The sequence below is a fragment of the Rheinheimera gaetbuli genome (assembly GCF_054781935.1).
In genome coordinates this window covers 180121-205609 of sequence record NZ_BAAGTL010000012.1, presented here as the reverse complement: position 1 = coordinate 205609, position 25489 = coordinate 180121, and the positions used below count along the sequence as shown (strand labels likewise).

The 25489-nt window shown below is 49.8% G+C and carries 23 protein-coding genes; 10 read left to right on the top strand and 13 right to left on the bottom strand.

Translation table 11 applies throughout. From position 1 onward, the window contains the following. The first annotated feature begins 236 nt into the window (after positions 1 to 236). Positions 237 to 1688, top strand: coding sequence for an OmpP1/FadL family transporter (locus ACYVIC_RS11550; RefSeq protein ID WP_460860078.1), 1452 nt, complete (start codon positions 237 to 239; stop codon positions 1686 to 1688). 56 nt (positions 1689 to 1744) lie between these two features. Here the strand turns inward: ACYVIC_RS11550 and ACYVIC_RS11545 are convergent, their stop codons facing one another. Beyond that, positions 1745 to 3061 carry a DUF4397 domain-containing protein gene (locus ACYVIC_RS11545; RefSeq protein WP_460860076.1) on the bottom strand — a complete coding sequence of 439 codons (1317 nt, stop codon included), beginning with the start codon at positions 3059 to 3061 and terminating at the stop codon, positions 1745 to 1747. Between the two features lie 216 nt (positions 3062 to 3277). Between ACYVIC_RS11545 and ACYVIC_RS11540 the strand changes: the two genes are divergently transcribed. Then, entirely contained in the window at positions 3278 to 4384 is a 1107-nt protein-coding gene (locus ACYVIC_RS11540) for a phosphoribosylaminoimidazolesuccinocarboxamide synthase (protein WP_460860075.1), read from the top strand. A gap of 126 nt (positions 4385 to 4510) precedes the next feature. Here the strand turns inward: ACYVIC_RS11540 and ACYVIC_RS11535 are convergent, their stop codons facing one another. From ACYVIC_RS11535 to ACYVIC_RS11525, 3 genes are read right to left on the bottom strand one after another with little or no spacing between them, the layout of a single operon-like run. Continuing rightward, entirely contained in the window at positions 4511 to 5485 is a 975-nt protein-coding gene (locus tag ACYVIC_RS11535) for a DUF4097 family beta strand repeat-containing protein (RefSeq protein ID WP_460860073.1), read from the bottom strand. A 10-nt stretch (positions 5486 to 5495) separates the two neighbouring features. Beyond that, the gene (locus ACYVIC_RS11530; RefSeq protein WP_460860071.1) at positions 5496 to 5975 is read right to left on the bottom strand and encodes a hypothetical protein; all 480 of its coding nucleotides are present in this window, start codon (positions 5973 to 5975) and stop codon (positions 5496 to 5498) included. Continuing rightward, positions 5968 to 6483 (bottom strand): RNA polymerase sigma factor, encoded by a 516-nt coding sequence (locus ACYVIC_RS11525; protein WP_460860468.1) that lies wholly within the window; start codon positions 6481 to 6483, stop codon positions 5968 to 5970. Before ACYVIC_RS11525 ends, ACYVIC_RS11530 begins: the two co-directional genes overlap by 8 nt. Before the next feature lie 209 nt (positions 6484 to 6692). Here ACYVIC_RS11525 and ACYVIC_RS11520 point away from each other — a divergent pair, with 209 nt between their 5' ends. Then, positions 6693 to 7475 (top strand): pseudouridine synthase, encoded by a 783-nt coding sequence (locus ACYVIC_RS11520; RefSeq protein WP_460860069.1) that lies wholly within the window; start codon positions 6693 to 6695, stop codon positions 7473 to 7475. Here the strand turns inward: ACYVIC_RS11520 and ACYVIC_RS11515 are convergent. Further along, on the bottom strand, positions 7419 to 8648 hold the full coding sequence (locus ACYVIC_RS11515; RefSeq protein ID WP_460860068.1) for an MFS transporter: 1230 nt from the start codon (positions 8646 to 8648) through the stop codon (positions 7419 to 7421). The genes ACYVIC_RS11520 and ACYVIC_RS11515 overlap by 57 nt on opposite strands. A gap of 113 nt (positions 8649 to 8761) precedes the next feature. Between ACYVIC_RS11515 and ACYVIC_RS11510 the strand changes: the two genes are divergently transcribed. Further along, a complete protein-coding gene (locus tag ACYVIC_RS11510; protein WP_460860065.1) occupies positions 8762 to 9418 on the top strand; it encodes a DUF5610 domain-containing protein in 657 nt (218 codons plus the stop codon). A 29-nt stretch (positions 9419 to 9447) separates the two neighbouring features. On the opposite strand, the gene paeA is transcribed toward ACYVIC_RS11510, so the two are convergent. Next, the gene (gene paeA / locus ACYVIC_RS11505) at positions 9448 to 10755 is read right to left on the bottom strand and encodes a polyamine export protein PaeA (protein WP_460860063.1); all 1308 of its coding nucleotides are present in this window, start codon (positions 10753 to 10755) and stop codon (positions 9448 to 9450) included. A gap of 181 nt (positions 10756 to 10936) precedes the next feature. Here paeA and ACYVIC_RS11500 point away from each other — a divergent pair, with 181 nt between their 5' ends. Together ACYVIC_RS11500 and ACYVIC_RS11495 are read left to right on the top strand one after the other, a co-directional pair. Continuing rightward, positions 10937 to 11293 (top strand): DUF3718 domain-containing protein, encoded by a 357-nt coding sequence (locus ACYVIC_RS11500; protein WP_460860061.1) that lies wholly within the window; start codon positions 10937 to 10939, stop codon positions 11291 to 11293. A 128-nt stretch (positions 11294 to 11421) separates the two neighbouring features. Continuing rightward, positions 11422 to 12399 carry a sugar phosphate nucleotidyltransferase gene (locus ACYVIC_RS11495; RefSeq protein ID WP_460860060.1) on the top strand — a complete coding sequence of 326 codons (978 nt, stop codon included), beginning with the start codon at positions 11422 to 11424 and terminating at the stop codon, positions 12397 to 12399. 4 nt (positions 12400 to 12403) lie between these two features. Here ACYVIC_RS11495 and ACYVIC_RS11490 read toward each other — a convergent pair whose 3' ends face one another. The 5 genes from ACYVIC_RS11490 to ACYVIC_RS11470 form a co-directional block, all read right to left on the bottom strand. Beyond that, complete coding sequence (locus tag ACYVIC_RS11490; protein WP_460860058.1) at positions 12404 to 13657, bottom strand: Nramp family divalent metal transporter; 1254 nt, start codon at positions 13655 to 13657, stop codon at positions 12404 to 12406. A 140-nt stretch (positions 13658 to 13797) separates the two neighbouring features. Further along, positions 13798 to 14739 (bottom strand): protein translocase subunit SecF, encoded by a 942-nt coding sequence (gene secF, locus ACYVIC_RS11485; protein WP_460860056.1) that lies wholly within the window; start codon positions 14737 to 14739, stop codon positions 13798 to 13800. Positions 14740 to 14749: 10 nt separating this feature from the next. Beyond that, a complete protein-coding gene (gene secD / locus ACYVIC_RS11480; protein WP_460860054.1) occupies positions 14750 to 16603 on the bottom strand; it encodes a protein translocase subunit SecD in 1854 nt (617 codons plus the stop codon). An 81-nt stretch (positions 16604 to 16684) separates the two neighbouring features. Beyond that, positions 16685 to 16999 (bottom strand): hypothetical protein, encoded by a 315-nt coding sequence (locus tag ACYVIC_RS11475; RefSeq protein WP_460860052.1) that lies wholly within the window; start codon positions 16997 to 16999, stop codon positions 16685 to 16687. A 105-nt stretch (positions 17000 to 17104) separates the two neighbouring features. Continuing rightward, entirely contained in the window at positions 17105 to 17794 is a 690-nt protein-coding gene (locus ACYVIC_RS11470; RefSeq protein ID WP_460860051.1) for a tellurite resistance TerB family protein, read from the bottom strand. Positions 17795 to 17946: 152 nt separating this feature from the next. Between ACYVIC_RS11470 and ACYVIC_RS11465 the strand changes: the two genes are divergently transcribed. Beyond that, the gene (locus ACYVIC_RS11465) at positions 17947 to 21201 is read left to right on the top strand and encodes a S41 family peptidase (protein WP_460860049.1); all 3255 of its coding nucleotides are present in this window, start codon (positions 17947 to 17949) and stop codon (positions 21199 to 21201) included. A 68-nt stretch (positions 21202 to 21269) separates the two neighbouring features. On the opposite strand, the gene ACYVIC_RS11460 is transcribed toward ACYVIC_RS11465, so the two are convergent. Then, positions 21270 to 21833 carry a flavodoxin family protein gene (locus ACYVIC_RS11460; protein ID WP_460860047.1) on the bottom strand — a complete coding sequence of 188 codons (564 nt, stop codon included), beginning with the start codon at positions 21831 to 21833 and terminating at the stop codon, positions 21270 to 21272. A 348-nt stretch (positions 21834 to 22181) separates the two neighbouring features. Here ACYVIC_RS11460 and soxR point away from each other — a divergent pair, with 348 nt between their 5' ends. The 3 genes from soxR to ACYVIC_RS11445 all read left to right on the top strand — a co-directional run bounded on the left by soxR (position 22182) and on the right by ACYVIC_RS11445 (position 25039). Next, on the top strand, positions 22182 to 22661 hold the full coding sequence (gene soxR, locus ACYVIC_RS11455; RefSeq protein ID WP_460860046.1) for a redox-sensitive transcriptional activator SoxR: 480 nt from the start codon (positions 22182 to 22184) through the stop codon (positions 22659 to 22661). Between the two features lie 192 nt (positions 22662 to 22853). Continuing rightward, positions 22854 to 23942 carry a flavin reductase family protein gene (locus ACYVIC_RS11450; RefSeq protein WP_460860044.1) on the top strand — a complete coding sequence of 363 codons (1089 nt, stop codon included), beginning with the start codon at positions 22854 to 22856 and terminating at the stop codon, positions 23940 to 23942. Positions 23943 to 23953: 11 nt separating this feature from the next. Then, entirely contained in the window at positions 23954 to 25039 is a 1086-nt protein-coding gene (locus tag ACYVIC_RS11445; RefSeq protein ID WP_460860043.1) for a fatty acid desaturase family protein, read from the top strand. Here ACYVIC_RS11445 and ACYVIC_RS11440 read toward each other — a convergent pair. Further along, complete coding sequence (locus tag ACYVIC_RS11440; RefSeq protein ID WP_460860041.1) at positions 25034 to 25459, bottom strand: CBS domain-containing protein; 426 nt, start codon at positions 25457 to 25459, stop codon at positions 25034 to 25036. The genes ACYVIC_RS11445 and ACYVIC_RS11440 overlap by 6 nt on opposite strands. Between the last annotated feature and the right edge of the window lie 30 nt (positions 25460 to 25489).

Sequence of the window (25489 nt, the reverse complement as noted above, 5' to 3'; positions counted from 1 at the left end):
GCAGTTGCTATGCCAGCCAGCCAAATAAATAATTCACCTATATTTTCAATGACATAAAACATAAACTTTATTTTAAACCGTGCTAAATAGTCATTATCGTTAGTCAAAAAAACCATTTATTGGTCATTACAACCACTGCAGCAACGGCCAAACAACAAGCGGACAAGATCTAGAGTATGTACTCTAAGGTCTGACCTCTCTATAATCGGCGCCTTTACGTTCAACAGGGTATGTATATGATTAGAAAATCCGCCGTGTCTTTAGCCGTTCTCTCCTGCCTTGCTAGCATGTCAGCGCATGCTGAGGGTTATAAATTATTTGAACAGTCAGTCAGTAGTATGGGTAACGCCTATGCAGGGCGTGGTGCACAAATTACTGATGCCACTCTGGTATATTCAAACCCCGCGGCTCTTACTGAACTTGACGGCAGCCAACTGTCTGGTGGCCTTAACCTGATAAGCGCAAAAACCAACTACCGCAATGCCAGCGCACAAAGTGCCAACGGTCAGTCTGTGATTGGTCGTGAAGAAGGTGCAAATAGTTTGAACGAGCTGGTACCTTTTGTGTTTTACAGCAATAAAGTGTCAGAACAATTAAGCTGGGGTATTGGCTTTTATGCGCCCTTTGGCTTGTCTTCCAACTACGACGATGATTTTGTTGGCCGCTATTTTGCCGATGAAACCGCGGTACAGGTTGTTAGCCTGCAACCGGCACTGGCATATAAACTAAACGAACAATGGTCTGTCGGCATAGGTATTTCGCTAAACCATGCTGAAGGTACTTTATCCAAATTTAAAGATCACAGTGGCCTGTGTGAAGCAGGCCCTCTGCTGGGCGCCATTTTTAACGATACAATTTGTGCCAGCCATTACGAAGTAGAAGGCTATGACATTGCTTTTGGTTATACCCTGGGCCTGTACGCTGAGCCAATTGCAGGCACCCGTTTAGCCTTAACCTGGCATTCAGCCGTTAACTATACGCTTAAGGGTGATTCTGTTATTACTAACACCCCGGTGACCAGTGCAAATGGCGCGCCTTATTTGGTGCCTGTACCCGGAATGCCACAACTGCCCCTGCTGGATGCCCGCACTGGCAAGCTGGCAACAAATGCTATATTGACAGAAAAAAGTAAGCTTGACCTGACTACACCAGCTACTGCGGCATTTAGCCTGGATCAGCAGCTGACAACAGCGTTATCGTTGCAGTTTAGTGCAGCCTGGACCCAATGGAGCAAGTTTCAAAGTATCGATATTATCAGCGATGATACCAAACCGAGTATTTCGCTCAGCACCCAGGGGCCGGCAAATTTAAACAGCGAAGGCTACATAGGTTATATCCCGGAATACTGGCATAAAAGCTGGTCTTTCGCTGTAGGTGCTACCTATATTTATCAACCAGCGCTCACACTCAAAGCCGGTGTTGCCTTTGATGAAAACCCGATAGGCCAAAGCCATAAAACCGCACGCATTCCTACCGATGACCGCCTATGGCTAACTGTTGGCGCAAACTGGCAACTGAGTGACACACTCAGTCTGGATTTTGCCTACGGTTACTTGTTTACCGGCGATGTTAGTGTGGATGAGCACGAATACAATGTGCAAGACCAGCGTCTGTACAACAGCGGCTATCAAGGCCGTTACAGCAATAGAGCTCAGCTACTTGCTGTGCAGGCAAACTACCGCTTTTAAACGGCTGCAGACATTAAAAAGGCGATCATCTGATCGCCTTTTTCATTTACACCGTTTTAATGTGCCAGGGTTAGCTTATAGCCTGACGGCGCTGTATCATCCTGCTCAGCCAACAACATATAATGCTTACCCGGCGTTAGCTGCAGCAAGTCAGTTTTATCCAACAAGGTTGTACTACCATTTTCAGCAACATGTACCAGTGCAATGGCGTAGTAATCTTGTGGCAACGTCAGCGATTGCTGCTTTTTAAAATCCAGGTTCTTTACATGAAAACGGGCATTGGCAATGGTTTCATTTTGTTTAACAAAATAAAACTGCAACCGGGCAAAATCAGGTACCAGGTTCGCCACTATCAGATCATGGCTTTTCTGCTGCGGGCTGTCTTTTTCGGTCACTGCCAGGGCTTCAGTTACGCCTTGTTCGTTGCCATACAACAACACCGATTTGCTCTCACCAGCAGCCAAACTTAGCAAAGCACTGTTTAGCAGCAAATTGTTGTCGTCGTCATGCACCGTTAAACTGAAGTCACCTTTAGCATTGGCTTTGTAAGCCGTTAGCTGCCCTGCAGTAACATTGCCAGCAGAGGTATTGTCCAATGTCAGCGCTACTGATGTGCTCAGGCTGTTGTACACGCGAAACTGCGCCGCAGCATCCACATCGTTGTAGGCAGCAACCGTTGACGAGTTCAAAATAATGTCCAGTGACATTTGGTTAGCTATCGGGCCAAACTTGTCACGCACGATTACCACGTAACTATTGCGATAAGCAAAATTTACCGCTTCAGTGGTAAACAGGGGTGTCTGGCTGCCCGCAGCCGTCAGAAAAAAGCGGTACTGGCCAATATCGTTGCTAATAACCTCAGTACTGACTTCATTCTGGCTCAGACTGTCAAGCTTTTCGGCACTGCTAAAGCCGTTGCCAACCTGCGCCATATATACGTCAAGTTGTGTGTTCTGTGCAGATAAATTAACCAGATGCAGCTTAAACTTGCCCTCTTCTGGTTCTGCACGGCTAACGTTAACGTTTAGATAATCATACTGTTGGCCTTGCTGCGTCAGAATAAACAGCGCTTTGTTGTCTGCGCTCAGCGACAGTTCCTTACTTAGCAGCGATGTACTGCTAGCAACATCTTTAACTTGCAGCGTATAGCTGTCAGGTTTTAACGTGACAACTGAGCTCACATCACCATAGGTTGCTGCGCCAGCACTAGTGTCGCCGGCACTGAGTATCGAATTGCCGGTGCCAGGCGCACCATTATAAAACTGTAAATAACTAGCGGCTGCTGCCGAATCACTGCTGCTACTGCCACCACAAGCACTCAGCACTAGTGCCGAGGCCAATATCACACACGAAGTCAAACCTGTTGCTTTCATTCACTCTATCCTAAAGCCAGAATAATCCGGCGTCAGAGTAAGGATTTCAGCCCGCGATAGCCATGGCAGTTTACTAATGAAAACAGATAATTACGCTTAATTACACTTGTAAGTTACCCGATAAGACAACAGCTGCAGCGCGCAGACTGATTCAGTTACGCAACAGTTTCTGCTACACTCATGCCGCCTTTTTTCCCAGCCTCAGAAGAAGTGAAAATGACTCTTGCAACTCAGGTTTTAGCAGTCAATGACGACTTGCCTATTCGTACAGATCTACCGGTGCACTCCGGCAAAGTACGCAGCGTATACTGGTTAACCGCAGCGGACAGCGCCCGGCTTATCCGAGAAAAAAACTACCCGGTTGCTGCTGATACACCGCTGGCCATTATGGTAATAAGCGACCGCATCTCAGCTTTTGACTGCATCTGGCATGGCGAACACGGCTTAAACGGTGTGCCCGGCAAAGGCGCCGCACTAAATGCAATATCCAACCACTGGTTTTCGCTGTTTAAGCAGCATGGGTTGGCCGACAGCCATATTCTGGATATCCCGCACCCGCTGGTATGGATAGTACAAAAAGCCAGGCCGCTAAAAATTGAAGCTATCGCGCGGCAGTATATTACCGGCTCTATGTGGCGCGCTTACAGTAAAGGCGAGCGCGAATTTTGCGGCATTACCCTACCTGAGGGTTTGCAAAAAGATCAAAAGCTGCCACAGATTTTAATTACGCCATCGACCAAAGGCATTCTGACCGGATTGGACGGCGTACCTGAAGCCGATGACGTTAATATTTCCCGCGCCGACATCGAGCGCCACAGCGCTGCCTTTGGCTTTGAGCAAAAATCCGACATCGACCTGTACGAAAAACTGTTAAAACAAGGTTTTGCCGTAATAAGCGATGCGCTGGCGAAACTGGACCAGATGTTTGTTGATACCAAATTTGAGTTTGGCTATGTCAAAGATGCACAAGGCCAGAGCAAACTGATTTATATGGATGAAGTAGGCACACCAGACAGCTCACGCATTTGGGATGGCGCTAACTGGCGTAATGGCAACATCGTTGAGCAGTCCAAAGAAGGCTTCAGGCAATGGCTGCTAAACCACTTCCCCGAGCCGGATATTCTGCTGAATAAAGACCGCATGCCAGAGCGCGCAGCCTTGGCACGCGACAATGCACTGCCGACAGAGGTGATGATGGATATCTCGCGCACTTATTTAGGCATCGCAGAAAAAGTGGTTGGCCATAAAATAACCTTGTCTGCCGATCCTAAAGCAGAAATTATCAGTGTGCTGGACAAAGACTACGGCCTGATAGCGCAATAAATAGCCAGGCAAGCCGCACTAAACTGCTAAAACAACAATCTTCATCTGATTATTAATGCACCGCTTACAAAAAAAGCCGCTTGCGCGGCCTTTTTGCTAACAGAAATACCATAGGTATTTTCCCGCTTACAGCTTATCCAGCTCGACATCACCGCTTACGGTGCTTAGCTCTACACTGCCATCACCGCTGCCCAGGGTAAATTGCAGGCTGCGCGCCGGGCCATATTTGGCTTTGCTGGCTTTATCATTGCTCAGTTTGTTTTTAATGCTACCACCGGCAGAGGCTTTAATATCGAAACGGGCACTGGTACTGCTATCCAGTTTTAACTCAATATCACCGCTCACACTACTACCACTGATGCGCGGGTTGGCAGAATTGGCCAGTTCGGCTTCAATTTCGCCATTTACTGTGCTCAGTTTTAAACCTTGTGTGTTGGTCATTTTTAACTCGGCATCACCATTTACTGTACTTACGCTCACTTCTTCGGCGCTGGTTCGGGCTTTAATTTTGCCATTTACCACACTGTAATTCAGCCGGCCGGATGAGCCAACGTCAATAATTTCGCCATTTACCGAGCTCAGTTCAATTTGGCCGCTGTTGTCTTTGCTGCCTATCTCGCCGTTTACGGTGTTTAAGTGTACCAGGGTTGACAGGTTGGCTGCAGCAATGTTGCCGTTTACCGTACTGATTTTACTGCCGCCGGTAATACCCTGCAGGCTTACATCACTGTTTACGCCTTTAAACTCGATGCTACTGCCACTGGGTACCTCAACACGCAAATCAGCGCCACTGGATTTCTCGCTGCCGCGATAATTCACCTGACGTGGCATGGTCATCTCAAAGCGGGTAAAGCCGCCTTTTGATTCCAGCGTATAGCCGGTGGCCTTTTCATCAAGTTTGCCGCTTATTTTAAACTGGTTGCTGTCAGAGGCTTTAATGGTTATCTCACCGCTCATTACCTCTATATAAATTTTTTCATTGGCGGCCACGGCGCGGCTTTCGTTTACGCTGTCGCGCTGGTCGGCATATGCCACAGGAATTACCTGCAACAGCAGTAGTGCTGCGACACTGACTACCCATGTTTTTGTTAATTTATTCATAGTGTTGCTCCTAACTGATTACTGAATGATGTTGCAGTGTCGCCCGCTGAATATACGACAGCTGCTGTTGATATAAGCTTTGCAACTGCGCTAACAGCTGCGGTTCATCCGGATAAAACTGTAAGGCCTGGCGCACCTGGGCGATGGCCTGATCCCAAATTTGCAGTTGCAACTGCCAGTTATCGAAACCCTCGGCAACAGCAACCATTTGTGCCAACTGCTGGTTTTTTTGTTGCTCATATACCTGCAGTAGCACCAGCTCCGCCGTCGGCATCGCTGCCGAGCGCTGCGAACCTGCCGGCAACATGGCCAACTGCCAGCCAATCAGCCCCACTAACAGCAACGCCGCTGCACTGGCCCAGTAACCCAGTGGCGGCCTGGCCGGTCTGCGATCCGGCAGACGGCTAACAATATCGGTCCACAGCTCGCGCTCTGGCGCGATGTTGTTATTTAAACTGCGGATAGCGTCATCTAACTGATATTCATTCATCGGCTAACCACTCCTGTAATAATTGTCTGGCCCGGTGATACTGTGCCTTTGACGTGCCTTCGGCTATACCCAACATGGCAGCTATTTCACGGTGCCCATACCCCTCGATGGCAAACAACACAAATACGGCTCTGGCCTGATGCGGTAAGCGCACTATGGCGTGCTCTAACGGTGCCTGCAAACTGTGGCAGGGCACCGTTTGTTCTGTCAGTTCCAGCTCATCGCTGCTGTCGGTCAGGCGTAGATATTTTTCCTGACGCCAGATATCTATCGCCGTGCGGGTGGCAATGCTGTGCAGCCAGGTGGTAAAACTGCTGTCACCGCGAAACGTTGGTAACTGCTGCCAGACTTTTAAAAAAATATCCTGACTGGCTTCTTCGGCTTTTTGCCGGTTTGCCAACAGCCGCAAACAAATGGCATACACCCGGCCAATAAACTGCTGATACAGCACTTTAAAGGCGAGCTTATCGCCCTCTTTCGCCGCATCGATTGCCGCTGCAAGCTCCATCAACCCTATAGCCTTTTATTGTATTGTTTGACTGATTAGTCGATAGCGTACTGCCAAAGGTTTAAAGCACAGATATTTTTTTTAAAAAAGAAAAAACGGGAGCAAGCTCCCGTCACTAACTAGTGAGATATAATCCAGGAAGGAAGGTAGAACAGGCGCAAGTATGCGGGCACCCTGTGTCATTTGTGTTACATGCCGGAGACAATTTAATGAAACAGGCAGAAATTAGAATATTAATGGCAGATAACATCAATCTGATCTCAAGGCAACGTCTGGCAAAGTGGATAGCGCATTGTGGCTGGTGCTCGCGCCGCGCTGCAGAACGCTTAATTAGCGCGGGCGTTGTCAGCATTAATGGTAAGCCGGGTAAGCACACCGACCTGGTTGGTGAAACTGATCAAATCAGTATCGGCCAGCAGCCGTTGCCGGTAGCTGCACAACGACAATACTGGCTGTATCACAAACCCATTGGCGTAGACTGCAACAACAGGCCGGACGATCCGGCCAGCCTTTATCATGTGTTAATGCAGTTACCGCAGCGTTTATTTGCCGTAGGACGGTTGGATAAAGACTCCAGCGGCTTGCTGCTGCTAACTAATGACGGCATCCTGAGCCAACAGCTTATGCACCCGGATCACTATCACAACAAAACCTATATCGTCGACACCGACAAAGCGATCAATACCGCTTTTGTGCAACAAATGGCGGCAGGAGTAAGCTGGACACTGGGAACAAAAAGTTACAGCTCCAGGCCTTGCCAGGTTAGTGCCAGTGGCGCTGCGCAATTTCAAATTGTGCTGACTGAGGGCCAACACCGGCAAATTCGCTACATGTGTAAGACCTTAGGCTATCGCGTAACATCGCTTAAACGTGTGGCGCTGGGCACACTGCAATTGGCTGACTTACCCAGCGGTGCCTACCGGCCACTAACACCATCAGAGCTGACTGGCCTTCAGCGCCTTAACGCGCAGCCAAAGCCACAAACACAATAGCAAGGTTACGCCATACATTAACAAGGCCCCCACTACCACGCCGTGCCAGTTGAGCCATTGCCAGAACGGCTGCAAATACAGGCCTCCGCTGCTGGCGCCAACATAGTAAAACACCAGATACAATGCACTGGCGCTGGCTTTGGCGCGGCTGGCGCATTGGTTAACCCAGCTACTGGCCAGCGAATGGGTAAGAAAAAAGCCAAACGCATTGATAAAAAACCCCAGCACGATTAACCACAGACTGGAGCTAAGCGTTATTAACGTGCCCAAAATGAGTATGATCACACCCAGCGCCATACCTAGTGGCACGGGCAGCTGCTGCGCCACGCGGCCGGAAATAGCTGAGCCGAAGGTGCCTGTAAAGTAAGTAATAAACAACAGGCCAATCCAAAAACTGGACAGGCTGTAAGGGGCATCTGCCAGCACAAAGCCAATATAGGTGTACTGGTTTAGGAAAATAAAAAAGTTTAACCCACCAATAAGGTAGGTTAACAACAACAGCGGCCGGCGCAGATGAAACCAGTTGTCAACGCAGGCCTGGCGCAAACTAAATGGTTTAGCAACAAAGGTCTTGCTCGCCGGCAAATAGCGCCAGATAAAGTAACAACTTAATACACCGAGCAACGCAACCGGCCAAAATGCCCATTGCCAGTGGCCAAGATCTGCCAGAGCGCCGGCCATTAGCCGGCCGCTGATCCCGCCTAACGAATTAGCACTGATATAAAAACCGACAGCCGCGACCATGGCTGGCTTGCTATAGGTTTCGCCCATCCAGGCAATGGCAATAGCCGGTAAACCGCCAAGAAATATACCCTGCACGGCCCGCCAGAATACCAGGGCGCTAAAGCTGTCTACCTGAGTCAGCGCCAGCGTACTTAGTGTCATACCTGTCAGGGTAAGCAAAAGCAGATTTTTCCGGCCCCAGGCATCGGACAACGCCGCATAAACCAGCAATGATACGCCCAAACACAGTGTGCCCGCAGTGTAAGCCCAGCTGGCTTGTAGTGGTGTCAGGCCAAACTCGCGACTGAGCTGAGGTAACAAAGGTTGTAGCAGATGTAAGTTAGCAAATACCACCACAGCCGCTAAACATAAGGCAAAAGCAGAGCGATAAAAAGCAGCGGTTTTATAATCAATCAAAGCCAGCAGCCCAACGACGAAGGAAGGCGCCATTATAAAACGATTTGCCGGCCCAGACGAGCAACAAAAAACAGCTAAAGTTTAACTAAGCACCGCCGATAACCTGCTACAGACTATACTAAAGCGACTATTTCAGGAGCTCACTCATGGCCATAATACCAGGTAACAATGCAGCTGCCGTCGGCAATACCAGGCAAGGCAATAGTGCAACAAAAGCAGATACCGCTAAAACCGATACCACTGCCGGCCAAACCAGCGGCAAAAGTGCCGCCGCCCAGGCAAAACAAGCACAAAATGTTGCCATACTGCGCGCCAATGAACAGGTATCGCTGCGCAGCAATAATGATACCCTAAGCTTGTTATACAAAACCGCTCTCGAGGGCATAAACGCCGAATTAGCACCGGTACTGGGTGAAAATGCCGCGCAAAAAGTCTACGACTCGGGTATCGACACCTCACCCGAAGCCACGGCTGATCGCATTGTCGCGTTTGCCACTGCGTTTTACAGCCGTTATAAGGAACTGGCCGCTGCTGAAACAGAAGAGCAAACTCTGGACAATTTTATGGCGCTGATAACGCCCGGAGTGGAGAAAGGCTTTAGCGACGCTAAAGATATTCTGAAAAGCCTTAAAGTTTTCGAGGGTGACATAGAAACCGGCGTAAACAGCACCTACGATTTAGTGACTCAGGGCTTGGCCAACTTTCGGCAAAAAATGCTCGAACTGGCGGCGAACCCACCAGCCGACGACAATGTCAGCACAGGCAATAACAGCTCTGACAATGACAATAAAGAAAACGGCTGACAGTCTTTTTAAAACGACTATCAGTCAAGCTACTGCTTATCTGCCGGTTCAATTGCCGATATGCGGGTGACCAGTAGCTGATCAATTTTATAGCTGTCAATATCAACCACTTCGAACTTATAGCCGCTGTGTAATACAAAATCAGTCCGCTTTGGAATTTTGCGCAGCGTATACATCATAAAACCGGCGATGGTTTCGTAGTTTTCCGCATCAGGAAAACTACTGATGTCCAATACCCGCATAACATCCTGTAGCGGTGTTAAGCCCTCAACCAGCCAGGAATTAGCATCGCGTGCTACTATTTGATCCTCTTCAGAGCTTACCAACTCTCCCATTACGATACTCATTACATCCTTTAGCGTAATAATACCCACCACCAAGGCGTATTCGTTCATGATAATGGCAAAATCGACCCCTGCCGATTTAAAGTGCTCCAGCACCTCATATAACGACAGCGTATCCGGAATAATTAGCGGCGCCCGTACTATGCCCTCTTTTTTCAGAGATATTGGCTGATCATGCAACACCTGTAGCAAAATATCGCGGGTATCAACATAGCCCACCACCTTATCCAGCACGCCATCAACCACCAGAAACTTGGCATGCGGATGCTCAGCCAACTTTGATTTAATATTGTCTTGTGACTCATTTAACGGGAAAAATATCAGGCTTTCGCGCGCCGTCATCGCTGACGTTACAGTGCGGGATTCCATGTCAAACACGTTTTCCAGTAACTGATGCTCGTGCTCCTGCAATACGCCAGCCTGGGCACCTGCCTCCATCATGGCGATAATATCTTCCGGCGTAATATCGTCTTTGCGCATGGTAGGTACTTTAAACAAGCTAAAGCAGACATTAGCCAAACCGTTAAACAGCCAGACAAAGGGTTTAAGAAAAGTGATCAAAAACAGCATTGGTGTGACCACTTTTAGCGCTATGGTCTCAGGCGCAATCATCGCAAGCCGCTTTGGCATCAAATCGGCAAACAGAATAAACAGCGAGGTGACAAAAAATACCGATATAGCAAACGCTAACGACGGCAGCCAGCTGCCAGTAAAAAACACCGCCAGCAAACTATTAAAATAAGGTGTAAACGCCGACTCACCCAAAATACCGCCTAAAATGGCTACCGCATTCAAACCAATTTGTACAACCGTAAAAAAGTTGCCCGGGTGTTCTTGCAGCGCCAACACTTTTTCTGCGTTAAGGTTACCCTCTGACGCCAGTAAACGTAAACGCATTTTACGTGATGCAGCCAATGCTATCTCTGATACCGAAAAAAACGCACTGGCGCTGACCAGTAATAACATCAGTAATATATATTCCAGCGTGGTCATAGCGGCTCCGGCCTGATTGTCTGTTGCACAGCATATTTATACTTGCGCAGTATAGCGTTGTTAGATGAAGAAAAATGCTAAGCTGCTGAAAATATTCAAAGGAATTTTTCAGCCTGCTAATGCCAGTTTACTTTACTGCAGCTATACTTCAGCCGATCCTAAAGAAACCCGTGGAGGGGTTATGAAAAAACTGTTAGTTCCTGTCGTGGCGCTGCTGCTGAGCATGCCTGCCATTGCTAATGATCAATTAGCCGCCAGCATCTGTGGCTATATCAAAGATGACAACCGCAATCAGCTGCGCAAGATGCTAACGGATAACAAGTTAAACGTGCGCAATATTTATGACAGCGTAAAATGCAATAACGAAAATATGCTGCAATTTGCTATTCGCAGCGATGCCTATGAATCGGGTACCTTTATTGTTAAACAAATGCCAGCGAAAACCCTGGCAGAGTTTGACTACCCAGCCTGGGCAAGTAGCAATGGTTTTGAAGCCTCACCCTTAGTAAATGAAATTCGTGCCCGTATCGGCCAATAACCTGACTCGCTGTAGCGCCTGAGCAGGCGCTACAGCGATATCAAGTTTTCATTTGATACATATCAAACCGTAAATCTGCACTTGTTGTACATTTAACGACCTACTTCCCTACTTGGTAGAGGTACAACATGAGTACAGTACTGAGTGTTATTTTAGCGGGTGGCGCCGGTAAACGGTTGCAACCCTTAACGTTAAACCAAGCGAAACCGGCACTAAATTTTGTGTTTCGCCGCCGTATTGTTGACTTCGTTCTTAGCAATCTGTTGCATTCAGGCTTCCATCATCTGCTGGTATTAACGCAGTATCAGCCACATCGTTTACACAACCATATAAAGCGGCACTGGCTGGCACGCTTTAAACAACATGGCAGTTTAACGTGCTGCCAGGCGCCTGCGACGCTGAATATCGGTACTGCAGGGGCAGTAGCTCGCGAGCTCAATATAATCCGTGATTATCAGCCAGAACATGTCGCCGTGCTCAGCGCCGACCACATCTATAAAATGGATTATCGTCAGATGCTGCAGTTTCACCAGCAGCAACAGGCAGATTTAACCGTAGCAGCAGTTGCAGTGCCGGTTGAGCAAGCACGCCAGTTTGGTGTGTTTATTGTCGATGCTAATAATTGTATTCAGGGTTTTATTGAAAAGCCACAAAGCGAGGTGCCGCAAATACCAAAGCGCCCCGGATATGCCCTGGTGTCTATGGGCAATTATTTGTTTAGCACCAAAGCACTGGAGCAAGCACTTAATAGCATAACACCTGGCCAACATGTCGATTTTGGCTGCCATATTATACCGCAGCTTATAAACACTGGCCGGGCCTGCGTATATGATTTTAGCAACAACACATTGCCAGGCGAACAAAGCCTGCCGCATTACTGGCGCGATGTGGGAACTTTAAACAGCTACTTTGCCACCAAGCTCGACGTACTAAGCCACGCAGACTGGCTGGCGGGTGGTAAACAGCAGTGGCCAATACTGGGCCGCCGCAGTTGTAGTGAGCGTATTGGCCAGGTTGGAATAGCACTGCACAAACACCGCTATGCCTGGCTCAGTGCCACTACGCCACTGGCACCGGCGAAATATCAGCATGCTTTGTACTGTTAACAGCTTAAATTAAGGCAAAAGCCAGTGCCAGGCTACGGCCACTCAGTAACAGGCTAATTAGCAGCACTGCTACGCCGAGCACATTCTGCCAGCGGCTGTTTTTATAAGCTGCCAGTACGCTGTGATTCATGGCTAATAGCAAACACAAACAAATCAGTGGCAGTAAAATGCCGTTGGCTACCTGCGCAAACCAGATCACACTTAGCGGCCGAATGCCAAGCGAGGATAACAGTACGCCAATGATGATAATAGTCAGCCAGGTGACACGAAATAAAACCTGATTAAGATCAATAGGCTTGCCCATAATCCCCGCCAGCGCATAGGCTGCTGCCAGCGGAGCCGTTATCGCAGAGGATAATCCGGCCGCCACTAGCCCCAAGGCAAGGCACCAGGTAGCAGCGCTGCCAAATAACGGTGTTAGACTTTGCGCCAGTTGCGAGACATTCTCTAACTGCTGGTTGCTGCCAAAAAAAGCCGCCGCAGCCGTAGACACTATCGCAATGGAGATAATGCCGCCAAGCGGAATAGCCACAGCGATGTCTGCACGTGAGGCGCTAAGCGCTGCTGCAGTATCAATTTGGCTTTTCGGCCATTTTTGCGCCGCACTGGCGGCATGCAAAAACAAAGAATACGGCACCACGGTAGTACCAATCAGGGCTACAACCGTCAACATGGCACCATCCGGCAGCTGTGGCCAAACAGCGCCGCGAAGCAGCGCCAGCAAATCGGGTTTAGTAAGCAGCATAGTACCAATAAACGCCAGGCTCATCAGCAGCACCAGTACAATCAGGCATCGCTCAATCCATTTGTATTGGCCAAACCACAACACTGTTGCAGCAACAGCACCAAACACAAGCGGCCACAGATTAACCGTACTTAAAAGTTGCCCAGGCTGCAGCAGCTTAATATCACCAAATAATGCAGCAGCACCCAGAGCTGCCCCGCTGATATTGCCGGCCTGATAAGCGCTGTTACCTACAACAATAGCCGCAATAACCAACAGTAACAGCGGCCAACGCAGCAGCGGCGCACTCACCAGCGTACGCAGGTTCTCTCCCAAACCACGGCCGGTGACAATACCCAGCCTGGCGGCCATTTCCTGCAACACCATAGTAGCAAGTACGGAAAACAGCAGCGCCCATAACAGTGCATAACCATAGTTAGCGCCGGCCAATGATGCGGTAATGACCGTGCCGGGGCCAATAAAAGCGGCGGTGACTAAGGTTGCCGGACCAAAACTGAAGGTTTTTGTTGTCATTAGAAGTGGTTAACATGGAAGCATGGCGCTACCTTAACATAAGGCAGCGCCGGTAGATCAAGCAGTAGTTATAACAAAGCTACGTGCGTATACAGATACTCACGCCGGTGCTGCTCAACAATGTCCTCTGCCAGTTGCTGCTAAACAGGCTTCTCAGCTGTTTCATCATCACTAACAACTACCGGCAACATATCTGCACGACTAATGCCCAGTATTTGCGCCAGCGCGCTGGCGACATACACTGACGAGTACGTGCCTACCGCAATACCAAATAACAATGCAGTAGCAAAACCATGAATTAGCGCACCGCCCATGTAAAACAGCACTACCAGCACCAACACTGTTGTCAGTGATGTTATTACCGTACGGTTTAGGGTTGAGGTTATCGCTTCGTTAATCGTTTCGGCTACCGAAGCATCACGCAATTTGCGAAAACTCTCCCGAATGCGGTCAAACACCACTATGGTATCGTTAATCGAGTAACCAATCAGCGCCAGTATTGCCGCCAATACGGTTAGATCAAATTCCAGCTGCAATACGGAAAACAGCCCCAGCGTTAATATAACGTCATGCGCCAACGCCGCCACAGCGCCCACCGACAGCCGCCACTCAAAGCGCATGGCCACATACGCCAGTATGCCCAGCAAGGCCACCAACATGGCCAGGCCGCCATCCTGTTTTAACTCTTCGCCTACACTGGGGCCAACAAATTCTAAGCGGCGCTTAGTTACCGGCGCAGTTTGTAATGTGTTCAGGGCCGTTACCACACTATCGCCCAGGCTAGCTTGGTCAATAGCCGGGCGCAGCGGTATGCGGATCATCACATCACGGCTGGTACCAAATAGCTGCACCACCGCATCGCCATAACCCGCGCTATCCAAAGTTTGGCGCACGGCCACTAAATCAGCGGCCTGCTCAAAACCGACTTCAATAACAGTGCCGCCGGTAAAATCCAGCCCCCAGTTTATCCCCTTGGTAGCCAAAGACAGCAACGAGCCCAGCAGTAACAGCACAGATAAGGCTACTGCCCAGCCTTTGTAGCGCATAAAGCTTAGCGGAGCAGAAAATTTAAATACTTGCATAACGCGCTCCTTAAAGTGGCAGTGACTGCAAACGGCGGCCACCCCAACATAAATTAACCAGTAGACGGGTGCCGACCACAGCAGTAAAAATTGAGGTGATAATGCCAATAGCCAATGTTACGGCGAAGCCTTTAACCGGGCCGGTGCCAACACCAAACAGGATCAGCGCTACCAGTAAGGTGGTGATGTTAGCATCGGCTATGGTGGCAAACGCTCGGTCATAGCCCAGGTGTATTGCTTGCTGCACCGAGCGTCCCTCGGCAAGCTCCTCGCGAATACGTTCAAATATCAGTACATTGGCATCTACCGCCATGCCCACGGTAAGCACTATGCCCGCCAGGCCGGGTAACGTCAGGGTGGCTCCCGGGATCAGCGACAGCAAGCAGATGATAAACACCAGATTAACCAGCAGTGCAATGTTGGCTACCATGCCAAAGGCCTTGTAATACACCAACATAAACAGCAGTACAGCTGCCATGCCCCAGGCAATAGCCGTTAAGCCAAGTGTAATGTTTTCCTGGCCCAAGCTTGGTCCTATGCTGCGCTCTTCAATGATCTGTACCGGTGTTACCAGCGCGCCGGCACGCAATAAGCTGGCCAAATGTTGTGCTTGCGCCGGTGTGCCAAGCCCGCTGATAACAAAATCGCGTCCCAGCCGCATCTGGATAGTGGCATCGTTAATCACTTGCTGTTGCTTCACCAGCACTGGTGTACCATCTGCGGCCAGTTCTGTGCTGGCTTTATACTCAATAAACATCGATGCCATACGCCGGCCCACCGCATCTTTACTGGATGCCGATAACTTGCTACCACCTTGGGCATCCAGTTTAATATTGACCTGCGGCTGGCCATTTTCATCATAACCGGCACTGGCACCGCTAATATGATCTCCGGTCAACACAATGCGCTTTTCCAGCAGCACCGGACGGCCATCGGCACTGTAGAACAATTCAGTATTGGCTGGTACTCTGCCGAGCAATGCGCCAGTCAGATCAGCATCTTCGTCCACCAGGCGAAATTCCAGCGATGCGGTAGTAGCCAAAATTTCTTTGGCTTTTGCGGTATCCTGCACCCCTGGCAGTTGCACCACAATGCGCTCGCTGCCCTGGCGCTGCACTAATGGCTCGGCCACGCCCAACGCATTTACCCTGCTGCGTATGATGGTTAGGTTTTGCGTCATAGCGTATTCACGGATCTGCTTTTTTCTGGCCTCACTCATCGCTACCTGCAGCGTTAAGCTGGCTTTGTCAGCGCTGAATACCAGCTCGCTGTCACGTTGCTTTAACGCCCGCTCAGCAGTGGCTAAATCCAGCTCAGCGCGCAGTTCAACACGCACAATTTGTTGTTGTAAATCAGCCTGCACACTGCGATAGCGAATGTTGTCGCTACGTAAATCACTGCGAAAGCTCTGCTCCATGTCATTAAGTTGTTTGTCTAGCGCCGCCTGCATATCTACCGCTAATAGAAAATGCACACCACCACGCAAATCCAGACCTAAATTCATGGGTGTTGCGCCCAAAGCCTCTAACCAGGCCGGCGTGGCAGGTAGCAGATTAAGCGCAGTAACATAGTTATCTCCAAGCTCTACAGCGGCAATCTCGCGACCGCGTAGCTGTTGCTCAGGGCTGGTAAACCGGACCAATAGCTGATTATTTTGCAGCGACACCGTTTTAGCCGGTAAACCAGCACGGCTAAAATGTTGCTCCAACTCAGCGCGGGTGTGTTCTGTTATCACTGCACCGGCTTTAGCACTGATATTCAGGGCCGGGTCTTGTGGGTAAATATTCGGCAGCGCGTACAACAACGCAAGCAGCAGCATGCCAAGCGCGACAACGTAGCGCCAGGCCGGGTTTTTATTAAGCATAATTGTTCCTTCACATATACAGACAGGCAATGGCCATAGCCTGCAGACAACAAACACCAGCAGCAAAGCTGCTAAAGAGAGTTAGTGCGAAGAAAGTACCGGAGGTGCACGTGGTTGAATTACCGAGAAAAAGCTGGAGCGGCTACCACAGTTGCTCACTGAAACTACTGTAGTGTTGCCCATCGGAGTCACAATGTCTACAGCAGCAGGCAGTAGCGGTGGGTCAGAGTCAGCTTGTTCAGCGGTATTATTGAGGTAGTGTTGTAGCGTTGGCGAAACCGCCAGTAACTCGGCATCAGCCAGCGGTGACAAGCGAGGGTCGTGCACGGCAAAGGCTTGCGGCGTACACAATAAGCACAAATATAATAGTATCGCTATGCCGCTAAACCAGCGCATAACACCTCTTATTTACCGTTGCAGCCACATCATCGGGCTGTATAGCGGCATAATGGGCGCTTATGCGATTAAGTTCAAGCGGCAGCCAAAAAAAACGCCTTACCGTCAGGCTGCCGCAACAGCCTGCTTCGCCTGCTGCTCTAATTCAGCCTTTAACCCCGGCGCCAGCTTAAGTTGCTCTGCCAATTCTGTTAGATAGGCTTTTTCCATAAAGCTTTGTTCATCTGCTACCAGGATGCTGGCCAGATACATTTCAGCAGCCATCTCTGGTGTCGTTGCACTGCTGGCAATATCAGCCGGGTCCAGCGGTTTTTTTAACTCGGCATCAAACCATTGCAGCAAAGCTCCGTCTGACGTCAGCCGGGCAACTTCGTTGTCAATCAATTCACGCTCACGATCGTCAATATGGCCGTCGGCTTTAGCGGCACCGATAATCGCACGTAACACGCCATAGCAGTGCTGCTCGGCCTGCGGTGCTGGTATCCGATCCAGCGTTTGCGGCTGCGCGGGCTGCACCGTACCGCCTTGCTGTTGCTGCCAGTTGCTATACGCTTTGTACGCCACCACACCCAGCGCCGCTAAACCACCGTAAGTTAATATTTTGCCGCCCATTTTGCGGCCGCTTTTACTACCAAGCAGCAAGCCTAAAGCACCACCGCCAAGCGCAGCGCCGCCTTTGCCGGATAAAAAACCGCCTACGCCACCACCGGCACTGGCAGACTGCGCCGTCGTTTTACCCGATAACAACTCTGAACCCTGTCTAAACAACTGATCTAATAAACCTTTGGTGTTCATGATTCTGCCTCTGTTTTTACGTTGATTGTCTGACCATATCATTAGCAAAAGATTCCAGCCAGACATCAACTGTTACAAGCGGATATTTTGCCCAGCCCTTGCTATGTGCTTTACTGATTGCCTATCTAGAACCACAACAACAAGGATATCTTATGTTTAAACCACGTTACCTTGCGCTGTTTTGTGCGCTGGCGAGCAGCTCTGCTATGGCCAGCGACGGCAGCCGCTTACTGCGCCAGCCGGATATCTCGGCAGAGCATTTAGCCTTTGTTTATGGCGGCGATATTTGGCTTAGCGATAAAGATGGCCAAAACCCACGTCAACTTACCACGCATCCGGCCAGTGAGTTTGCACCAAAATTCTCGCCTGATGGACAATGGCTGGCCTTTTCTGCCGCATACGATAATAACACCGATGTTTATGTGATGCCGGTAATCGGCGGTGCAGCCACAAGGCTTACCTTTCATCCAAGTGTAGATACTGTAAATGGCTGGACTGCAGATGGCAAAAACGTCATTTTTGCCTCTAATCGCGAAATTGCCAACAGCCGCAGTAACCAGCTATATAAAGTGAGTATGAGCGGCGGCTTCCCGGACAAATTAATGCAGGCAGTCGCCTTTGAAGGCGATTTACACAGCGATGGCAAAAAGTTAGCGTATCGGCCAAATAACATGGCTCACAGCGGGGCCAGTGGCTGGCGCCTGCACCGCGGCGGCATGACACCACCAGTGTGGATCATTGATCTGGAAAAACAACAGCTGGAAAAAATCCCTCACCCAAATGCCAATGAATTTAACCCGTTTTGGCTTGGCGACAACGTGTATTTCTTGTCCGACCGCGATAACAAAGCGGTAAACCTGTTCCGCTACACCGATAAACAAGTAACACAGCTAACCAACAATACCGATTGGGACCTGCGCAGCGCCGCAGGCCACGGAAAGAGCATAGTGTATGAAGCTGGCGGCTATCTGCACCACTTTGATGTTAGCAGCGGCCAAAGCACGCCAATCACGGTGAATATTAACACCACCTCCGTGCAAAAGCGGCCACAGTGGAAAGATGCCAGCAAAACCTTGACCAGCGCGCGCCTATCCAGCAGTGGTCAACGCCTGGTAGTATCGGCCCGGGGTGAAGTCTTTACCGTACCGGTAGAAGATGGCAGTACGCGCAACCTGACGCGCAGCAGCGGCGTGCGCGAATTTGATGGTCTGTGGAGCCCGGACGGCAGCCAAGTGGCTTATATCTCTGACGCTGGCAATAGACATCAGCTGGTGCTGCAGACACAAGATGGTTTAAACGCAGGCGAAAGCTTTGCCTTATCAGACACCGGCTATTTTAACCTGCTGAGCTTTTCACCCGACGGCAATTTACTGGCCTATCACGACAATCATTTAAATCTGTATGTGTTTAACCTTAAAACCAAACGCAGCCAAAAAATCGACAGCTCAGAGCGGCGCGGTGATTTTAGCCTGTCGTTCTCAACGGATAGCCGTTACTTAGCCTATACCGTGTCGGGCGCTAACTATTTTAGCCAAATTAAGTTGTTTGATTTTAATGCTGGCAAAGCCACACAAATTACCGATGGTATGAGCCACGCTGACGATCCGGTGTTTACCCAGGATTATCTGTACTTTACTGCGTCGGTAAATACCGGTCCGTCGCAGGTTGGGCTGGATTTATCCACCCGTGAGCGGCCGGTACGCAAAGCCATTTATGCTTACGTGCTGGCAAGCGATGGCAAGTCGCCGTTGTTACCGGAAACCGGTGATGAACCGCTGAAAAAGACCGAAGAAAAAACCGCGAAGAAAGATAAAGACACAGATAAACCTGGTGCGAAGCCAGTAAAAATAGACCTGAATGGACTGCAAAATCGCATTATTGCTTTGCCACTGGCCGAGCGTAACTACGACAGCTTAAGCGTCGCTGATGACGGTGCCCTGTTTTATATCGAGCGCAGCCAACCTGGCGCCAGCAATGAACCGCCAGGTAGCAATGGCCAGAACAACGGCACTTTATATCGCTATGACTTTAAAGAGAAAAAAGCAGAACAGGTTAAAGACAGCCTGGCAAGTTACCACCTGAGTAACGATGGCAAAAAGCTGTTATTGGTAAGTATGCCCAATACCCTGCAGGTGGGCGATGCCAAAACCAAGCCAGAAGCCAAAGCCGTAAGCCTGGCCGACGTGCGCAGCTTTGTTGACCCGGCGACAGAGTGGCAGCAAATATTTAATGATGCCTGGCGTATGCAACAAGAGTACTTTTACGATGCCAATATGCACGGCATAAACTGGCAGGCTATTTATAGCAAGTATCAGCCAATGCTTAAACATGTGCAGCGCCGCGAAGATCTAAACGACGTTTTAGTTGATATGATTGCCGAGCTGCAGGTCGGCCATAACCGTATCGGCGGTGGTGATGTGCATCAGGAAAGTAGTAGTAAAGCCGGCCTGTTAGGTGCCGATTTTGCTATCAGCAACGGTAAATATCAGTTTAAAACGGTATATCAGGGCGACCGCTGGAGCCCGTTTTTACAAGCACCATTAAATGTACCGGGCGCCAGCGCCAAAGCCGGTGATTACCTGCTGGCAATCAATGGCCGCGAACTGCGTGCTGACGATAACGTGTTCGCCCTGTTAGACAATACCCTGGGCAAACAAGTGGTGCTAAGTCTTGCCGACAACGCCAAAGGCCTGAACCGGCGCAATATTACCGTAGAGCCGATAGCCAACGAAAATCAGCTGAGGCTATGGCACTGGGTAGAACACAATCGTCAGTTAGTTGCAGAAAAAACTGACGGCAAAGTGGCTTATGTGTACCTGCCCAATACCGCTGACGGTGGCTTTTACTTCTTTAACCGCATGTTCTTCGCCCAAACCGACAAAAGCGCAGTAATTATTGACGAGCGCCGCAACGGCGGCGGCCAGGCGGCAAACTACATTACCGAAATTCTTGGCCGGCCGTTTTTATCCGGCTGGAAAGACCGTGATGGCCTGACGTTTACCACGCCTGGCGCCGGAATTTACGGCCCGAAAACCATGCTGATAGACCAGGATGCCGGTTCAGGCGGCGACTTCCTGCCGTGGGCCTTTAAGCGCCTGGGGTTAGGCAAAACCATTGGTACCCGCACCTGGGGTGGCTTAATTGGTATTTCGGCTAACCCGGATATGATAGATGGCGGCTTTCATGTGGTGCCGTTCTTCCGCTTTTACACCCCTGATGGTGAATGGCGGGTAGAAAACGAAGGCGTAGCGCCGGATATCGAGGTAGAACTGGACCCTATCGCAGTAAACAAAGGCATTGATGTGCAGCTGGAACGTGCTATCGAACATACGCTAAACGAGCTCAATGCCAGCCCGCCACAAGATCACAGCAAAGCCCCGGCTATGCCGACAAAGCTCGGCTTGTAACTTAATAAATTTAATAAAAAAACCGCTGCCAGAAAGCGGTTTTTTTATGCAAAGAGGCCAGGATAAGCTTACGCGACAAACCTTTTGCTAAGCTGCGCCACGCGCTGGCCTAAATAATGTGCTGTATGTAAATCTGTTTCGTGCAACACCCCATCTGCGGAATGGGCGATAAGACCAGATTGCGCACCCAGCCGGTTTAACCCGGCTGCATGGTGGTTACCGGGAATATCCAACCCCGCCCACAACATGCCATGCTGATTGGCAAAAATTTGCAAATATTGCAGCGTATTAAGCTGATCACCACTAACATTGCTGCCAATGGTAAAACCGGCAGCAATTTTATTGGCCCAGCGCTGTTGCTCCCAGCACTCGCTACTGGCATCGGCAAAAGCTTTAAATTGTGCCGATACGCAACCCATATATGTTGGTGAACCAAACACCATGGCATCGGCGCTGTCTAGTTGCTCAACCAAACTGCTGTTACAAAACCGCCCCTCGACAATATCACTACCAGCAATTTCGGTTTGTATTACAGTAACACCCTGCACCTTAGCTGCACCGTCCGCCACCGCTGCTGCCAGTTGTCTTGTGGTGCCGCTGGCGGAGTGAAATACTATTGCGACTTTTATCACTAAATCCTCCATATCATTGCCAGCTTTATCAAGCTATCTTGCTCAATTAGCTGGTTTAAACAAGCCGCAGTTAAGCGGCCTTGCTGTGCATAGCCACACTGAGCGCCGGTTGCTGATTAATAGACTGCGGATTATTACTGGCAGCAAAAGTAAGAATTTTCATACTACCTCCTGCTGCGCGAAAGCGGCGAAATTACGCCCGGCTGATATATCAATAACTATCGAATTAACCTGTTCTAAATACATAAGTTATCTCCTTGCATTAAGTCGACCGGCAGGTTAAAACCTTAACCTAAGTTAAGGTAAAGCACTTTTTTGCCATTGAATTAAAAAATACCGGAGCAGACAATGCCAAAAACAATCCGCTGGACAGAAGCGGGCAAGACAACAGAAGCGACATGGAGTGTCGGCCGCGTAGCTAAACGCTGCGGTGTTAAGATAAGCACTCTGCATTTTTACGAGCAAAAGGGCCTGATCAAAAGCTGGCGCAATGACGGTAATCAGCGCCGGTATAAGCCGGAAGTACTGCGGCGCATTTCGGTGATTAAAGCCGCGCAAAAAGTTGGTATTAGCCTGGAAGAAGTAAAACAGGCGTTTTTGTCCCTGCCTGATAGCCGCACGCCTACCTTGGAAGATTGGCAGCTGTTATCCAGCAACTGGCAGAAAATGCTCGATGCCCGTATTGCCTACCTGCAAAAGCTGCGTGATTACCTTACCGGCTGTATCGGCTGCGGTTGCCTGAGCATGAGCAAATGCCCGCTGTATAACCCGGACGATGTATTGGGCGCTGAAGGCACCGGGCCGGTTATTCTCGAACAGGCTGAGTAGCAACAGGCACAACACAAAATGTACAGCTGTTCACTGAAATGCAGGACATTTGCAAATAAGCCATAAAAATTAAATCATTTATATTCATAAACATAATAGATACCAGCACAGTGAAACAACAAACAAACTGGCCAAACCAGATATTTTAGTGTACAACTGTACGCCGAAATTAACTGATCGTGTGAAGCTGTAGTGAAGTCATTATTTGCCCGCCTCTGGCGTAGTTTTTGTTTAATGCTGGGTAACCAGCCCTCCTTAACGCTGTATTTTCTACCGCTGTTGCAGCGCTTATGGCCGGGCTTTGTACCGGGCCAATACCGGGCTCATTTACTGGCGAAGCAATGGCAAACGGCGGATATGCTGCAGCTGACGTTTCAGGTATCCGGCCGTTGGCCTGGCTTCGTGCCGGGCCAGCATCTGCTGCTATCCCTTTATCATAATGGCCGTTATATCAGCCGGCCGTTCAGCATTTGTTCGCCGCTTAGCCTGTGGCAAAGCCAGCGGCACATTGAACTGTGCTGCAAAATCAATAACCTTGGTGAATTTACTCCGCTGTTAAATCAGCTGCAAAACGGCGCTGTGTTAAATATCAGCACAGCGCAGGGTGATTTTCACTGGCATCAACCTGCTATGCCTGCAGTATTTATCGCTGCCGGCTCCGGCATTACCCCCATTGCTGCTATGCTGTTAAGCCAGCGCCACTGGTTAGCGTCGGCAACCCTGCATTACCGGGTACGCGGTGCAGAAAACGCTGCCTTACTCAAAGAGCTAAAGCAGCTGGCTGATAAGCAGCCACTGTTTACCCTGTTGCTGTCGGATAGCCGCACTGAGCCTGCAGAAACCTTGCAGCAGCAACTTTGCGCCGATATCCGCAATAAACAGTTTTACCTCTGTGGCCCGCACACCTTTATGCAGCAGCTGCGCAATACACTAAGCCAACATGGCGTAAATAATGCCAATATTCAGCAAGAGCAATTTGGTTTAGCCCTGCCCCCGGCCTCAGGCAGTACAACAGATCTGCTGCTAAACGCTAATTTTATCCGCGCCGGCATCAGCACGGCGGTAACGCTAAGCAGCCAACTCAGCCTGCTGCAAAGTGCCGAACAACATGATCTGGCGCCGCGCTTTGGCTGTCGTATGGGCGTGTGTTTTCAATGTGTCTGCGACAAAGTATCCGGCCAGGTGCGTGACATACGCAGCGGTGCGTTAAGCGGCCACGGCGCCGAACAAATTCAGCTGTGTATCAGCCAACCGGTAACTGAATTAGTGATTAAGCTATAACAGGATTATTGATGACACTTTCGACAGAACAATTTGCTGCACTCGAACAAGAGCTGGACAACGTAAAACAACAGGTACAACAGCATCTGGGCGACGCCGATGCGTGTTATATCCGCCGGGTATTGCTGGTGCAGCGTTTAAGCGCTCTTAGTGGCCGTGTATTGATGGTGCTGGGCTTTATTACGCCCTGGCTTTGGCTTGCTGGCGTATTGTTGTTGGCACTGGCCAAAATTCTCGACAATATGGAAATAGGCCACAATGTGCTGCACGGTCAATACGACTGGATGAACGACCCGGTGCTGCATTCCAAACGCTACGAATGGGATATTGCTTGTGATGCCGGCTCCTGGCAGCGCACGCATAATTTTGAGCACCACACTTACACCAATATCATAGGTAAAGACCGCGACTTTGGTTACGGCCTGCTGCGTTTAAGTAACGATTTTCGCTGGCGGCTGCGTAACCTGTGGCAAGGTGGTACTTACCTGTTGCTAAGTATGTTATTCCAATGGGGCGTGTCGTATCACGAACTGGCAGCGCAGCGCGTTTTTGCCGGTAAAAAGAAGACCGATCGCCACACGCAGGTTAGCGACAGCGAACTGAAAAAAGCATTCTTTGGCAAGGGTGCCCGCCAGTTGGCTAAAGACTATGTATTTTTCCCGCTTATCGCCGGACCTATGTGGTTGTGGGTATTGTGCGGCAATTTACTGGCAAATTTAATCCGCAATTTATGGACATCAACAGTGATATTTTGCGGCCACTTTACCAAAGAGGTGTATGCCTTTAATGCTGCAGAGTGCGAGGGCGAAAGCCGTGGCCAATGGTACTACCGCCAAATGCTGGGCTCGTCTAATTTTACCGGCCCAACCTGGCTGCATATTTTAACCGGCCATTTAAGCTGCCAGATAGAGCACCATCTGTATCCGGATATCCCGGCACGGCACTACCCTGCAATGGCTAAACAGGTGCAGGCCATCGCCGCTAAATACGGCATTCCATACAATACCGGTAGCTTTGTGCGCCAATACAGCACGGTATTTGGCCGCATTATGCGTTATTCTCTGCCAGGCGGCGGGAAAGCTGTAAAAGGGTTATGACGCAGTACGCTTGTCGGTGCGGTCCAGCGCGCGGATAATATCGCGCCAGCTGATAATACCCTGCGGCCGGTTGTTGCTGTCTACCACCGGAATGCAGGATACCCCTTCGCTGTTAAACAACTGAATCGCATTCATTACCTTAGCCTGCGGTTGCAGCGTTACTGGCTTGCGCCGCATAACCTGGTGTACTTTTTTATTTAATGTCGCCAAATCCCGCACGGTTTCAGCTGCAGTGCCGATATGCGGGCTAAGGGCTTTAAACAGATCGCGGTCAGACAATACGCCAAGCAATATGCCGTGTTCCACCACCAGCACATGGTGAAACTTTACATGATCAAAAATCTGCTTTACCACCGCCAGGCTATCATCGGGCGAAACACTTACCGGTTTCAGCGTCATTAACTGCGCGACATTCAGCATACATCACCATTGGCTAATCCATTGTAATAC

What these genes read in the sequence shown, in the direction of transcription:
- ACYVIC_RS11550 (WP_460860078.1), top strand. Translation starts at nt 237, where the DNA reads ATGATTAGAAAATCCGCCGTGTCTTTAGCCGTTCTCTCCTGCCTTGCT.
- ACYVIC_RS11545 (WP_460860076.1), bottom strand. Translation starts at nt 3,061, where the DNA reads ATGAAAGCAACAGGTTTGACTTCGTGTGTGATATTGGCCTCGGCACTA.
- ACYVIC_RS11540 (WP_460860075.1), top strand. Translation starts at nt 3,278, where the DNA reads ATGACTCTTGCAACTCAGGTTTTAGCAGTCAATGACGACTTGCCTATT.
- ACYVIC_RS11535 (WP_460860073.1), bottom strand. Translation starts at nt 5,485, where the DNA reads ATGAATAAATTAACAAAAACATGGGTAGTCAGTGTCGCAGCACTACTG.
- ACYVIC_RS11530 (WP_460860071.1), bottom strand. Translation starts at nt 5,975, where the DNA reads ATGAATGAATATCAGTTAGATGACGCTATCCGCAGTTTAAATAACAAC.
- ACYVIC_RS11525 (WP_460860468.1), bottom strand. Translation starts at nt 6,483, where the DNA reads ATGGAGCTTGCAGCGGCAATCGATGCGGCGAAAGAGGGCGATAAGCTC.
- ACYVIC_RS11520 (WP_460860069.1), top strand. Translation starts at nt 6,693, where the DNA reads ATGAAACAGGCAGAAATTAGAATATTAATGGCAGATAACATCAATCTG.
- ACYVIC_RS11515 (WP_460860068.1), bottom strand. Translation starts at nt 8,648, where the DNA reads ATGGCGCCTTCCTTCGTCGTTGGGCTGCTGGCTTTGATTGATTATAAA.
- ACYVIC_RS11510 (WP_460860065.1), top strand. Translation starts at nt 8,762, where the DNA reads ATGGCCATAATACCAGGTAACAATGCAGCTGCCGTCGGCAATACCAGG.
- paeA (WP_460860063.1), bottom strand. Translation starts at nt 10,755, where the DNA reads ATGACCACGCTGGAATATATATTACTGATGTTATTACTGGTCAGCGCC.
- ACYVIC_RS11500 (WP_460860061.1), top strand. Translation starts at nt 10,937, where the DNA reads ATGAAAAAACTGTTAGTTCCTGTCGTGGCGCTGCTGCTGAGCATGCCT.
- ACYVIC_RS11495 (WP_460860060.1), top strand. Translation starts at nt 11,422, where the DNA reads ATGAGTACAGTACTGAGTGTTATTTTAGCGGGTGGCGCCGGTAAACGG.
- ACYVIC_RS11490 (WP_460860058.1), bottom strand. Translation starts at nt 13,657, where the DNA reads ATGACAACAAAAACCTTCAGTTTTGGTCCGGCAACCTTAGTCACCGCC.
- secF (WP_460860056.1), bottom strand. Translation starts at nt 14,739, where the DNA reads ATGCAAGTATTTAAATTTTCTGCTCCGCTAAGCTTTATGCGCTACAAA.
- secD (WP_460860054.1), bottom strand. Translation starts at nt 16,603, where the DNA reads ATGCTTAATAAAAACCCGGCCTGGCGCTACGTTGTCGCGCTTGGCATG.
- ACYVIC_RS11475 (WP_460860052.1), bottom strand. Translation starts at nt 16,999, where the DNA reads ATGCGCTGGTTTAGCGGCATAGCGATACTATTATATTTGTGCTTATTG.
- ACYVIC_RS11470 (WP_460860051.1), bottom strand. Translation starts at nt 17,794, where the DNA reads ATGAACACCAAAGGTTTATTAGATCAGTTGTTTAGACAGGGTTCAGAG.
- ACYVIC_RS11465 (WP_460860049.1), top strand. Translation starts at nt 17,947, where the DNA reads ATGTTTAAACCACGTTACCTTGCGCTGTTTTGTGCGCTGGCGAGCAGC.
- soxR (WP_460860046.1), top strand. Translation starts at nt 22,182, where the DNA reads ATGCCAAAAACAATCCGCTGGACAGAAGCGGGCAAGACAACAGAAGCG.
- ACYVIC_RS11445 (WP_460860043.1), top strand. Translation starts at nt 23,954, where the DNA reads ATGACACTTTCGACAGAACAATTTGCTGCACTCGAACAAGAGCTGGAC.
- ACYVIC_RS11440 (WP_460860041.1), bottom strand. Translation starts at nt 25,459, where the DNA reads ATGCTGAATGTCGCGCAGTTAATGACGCTGAAACCGGTAAGTGTTTCG.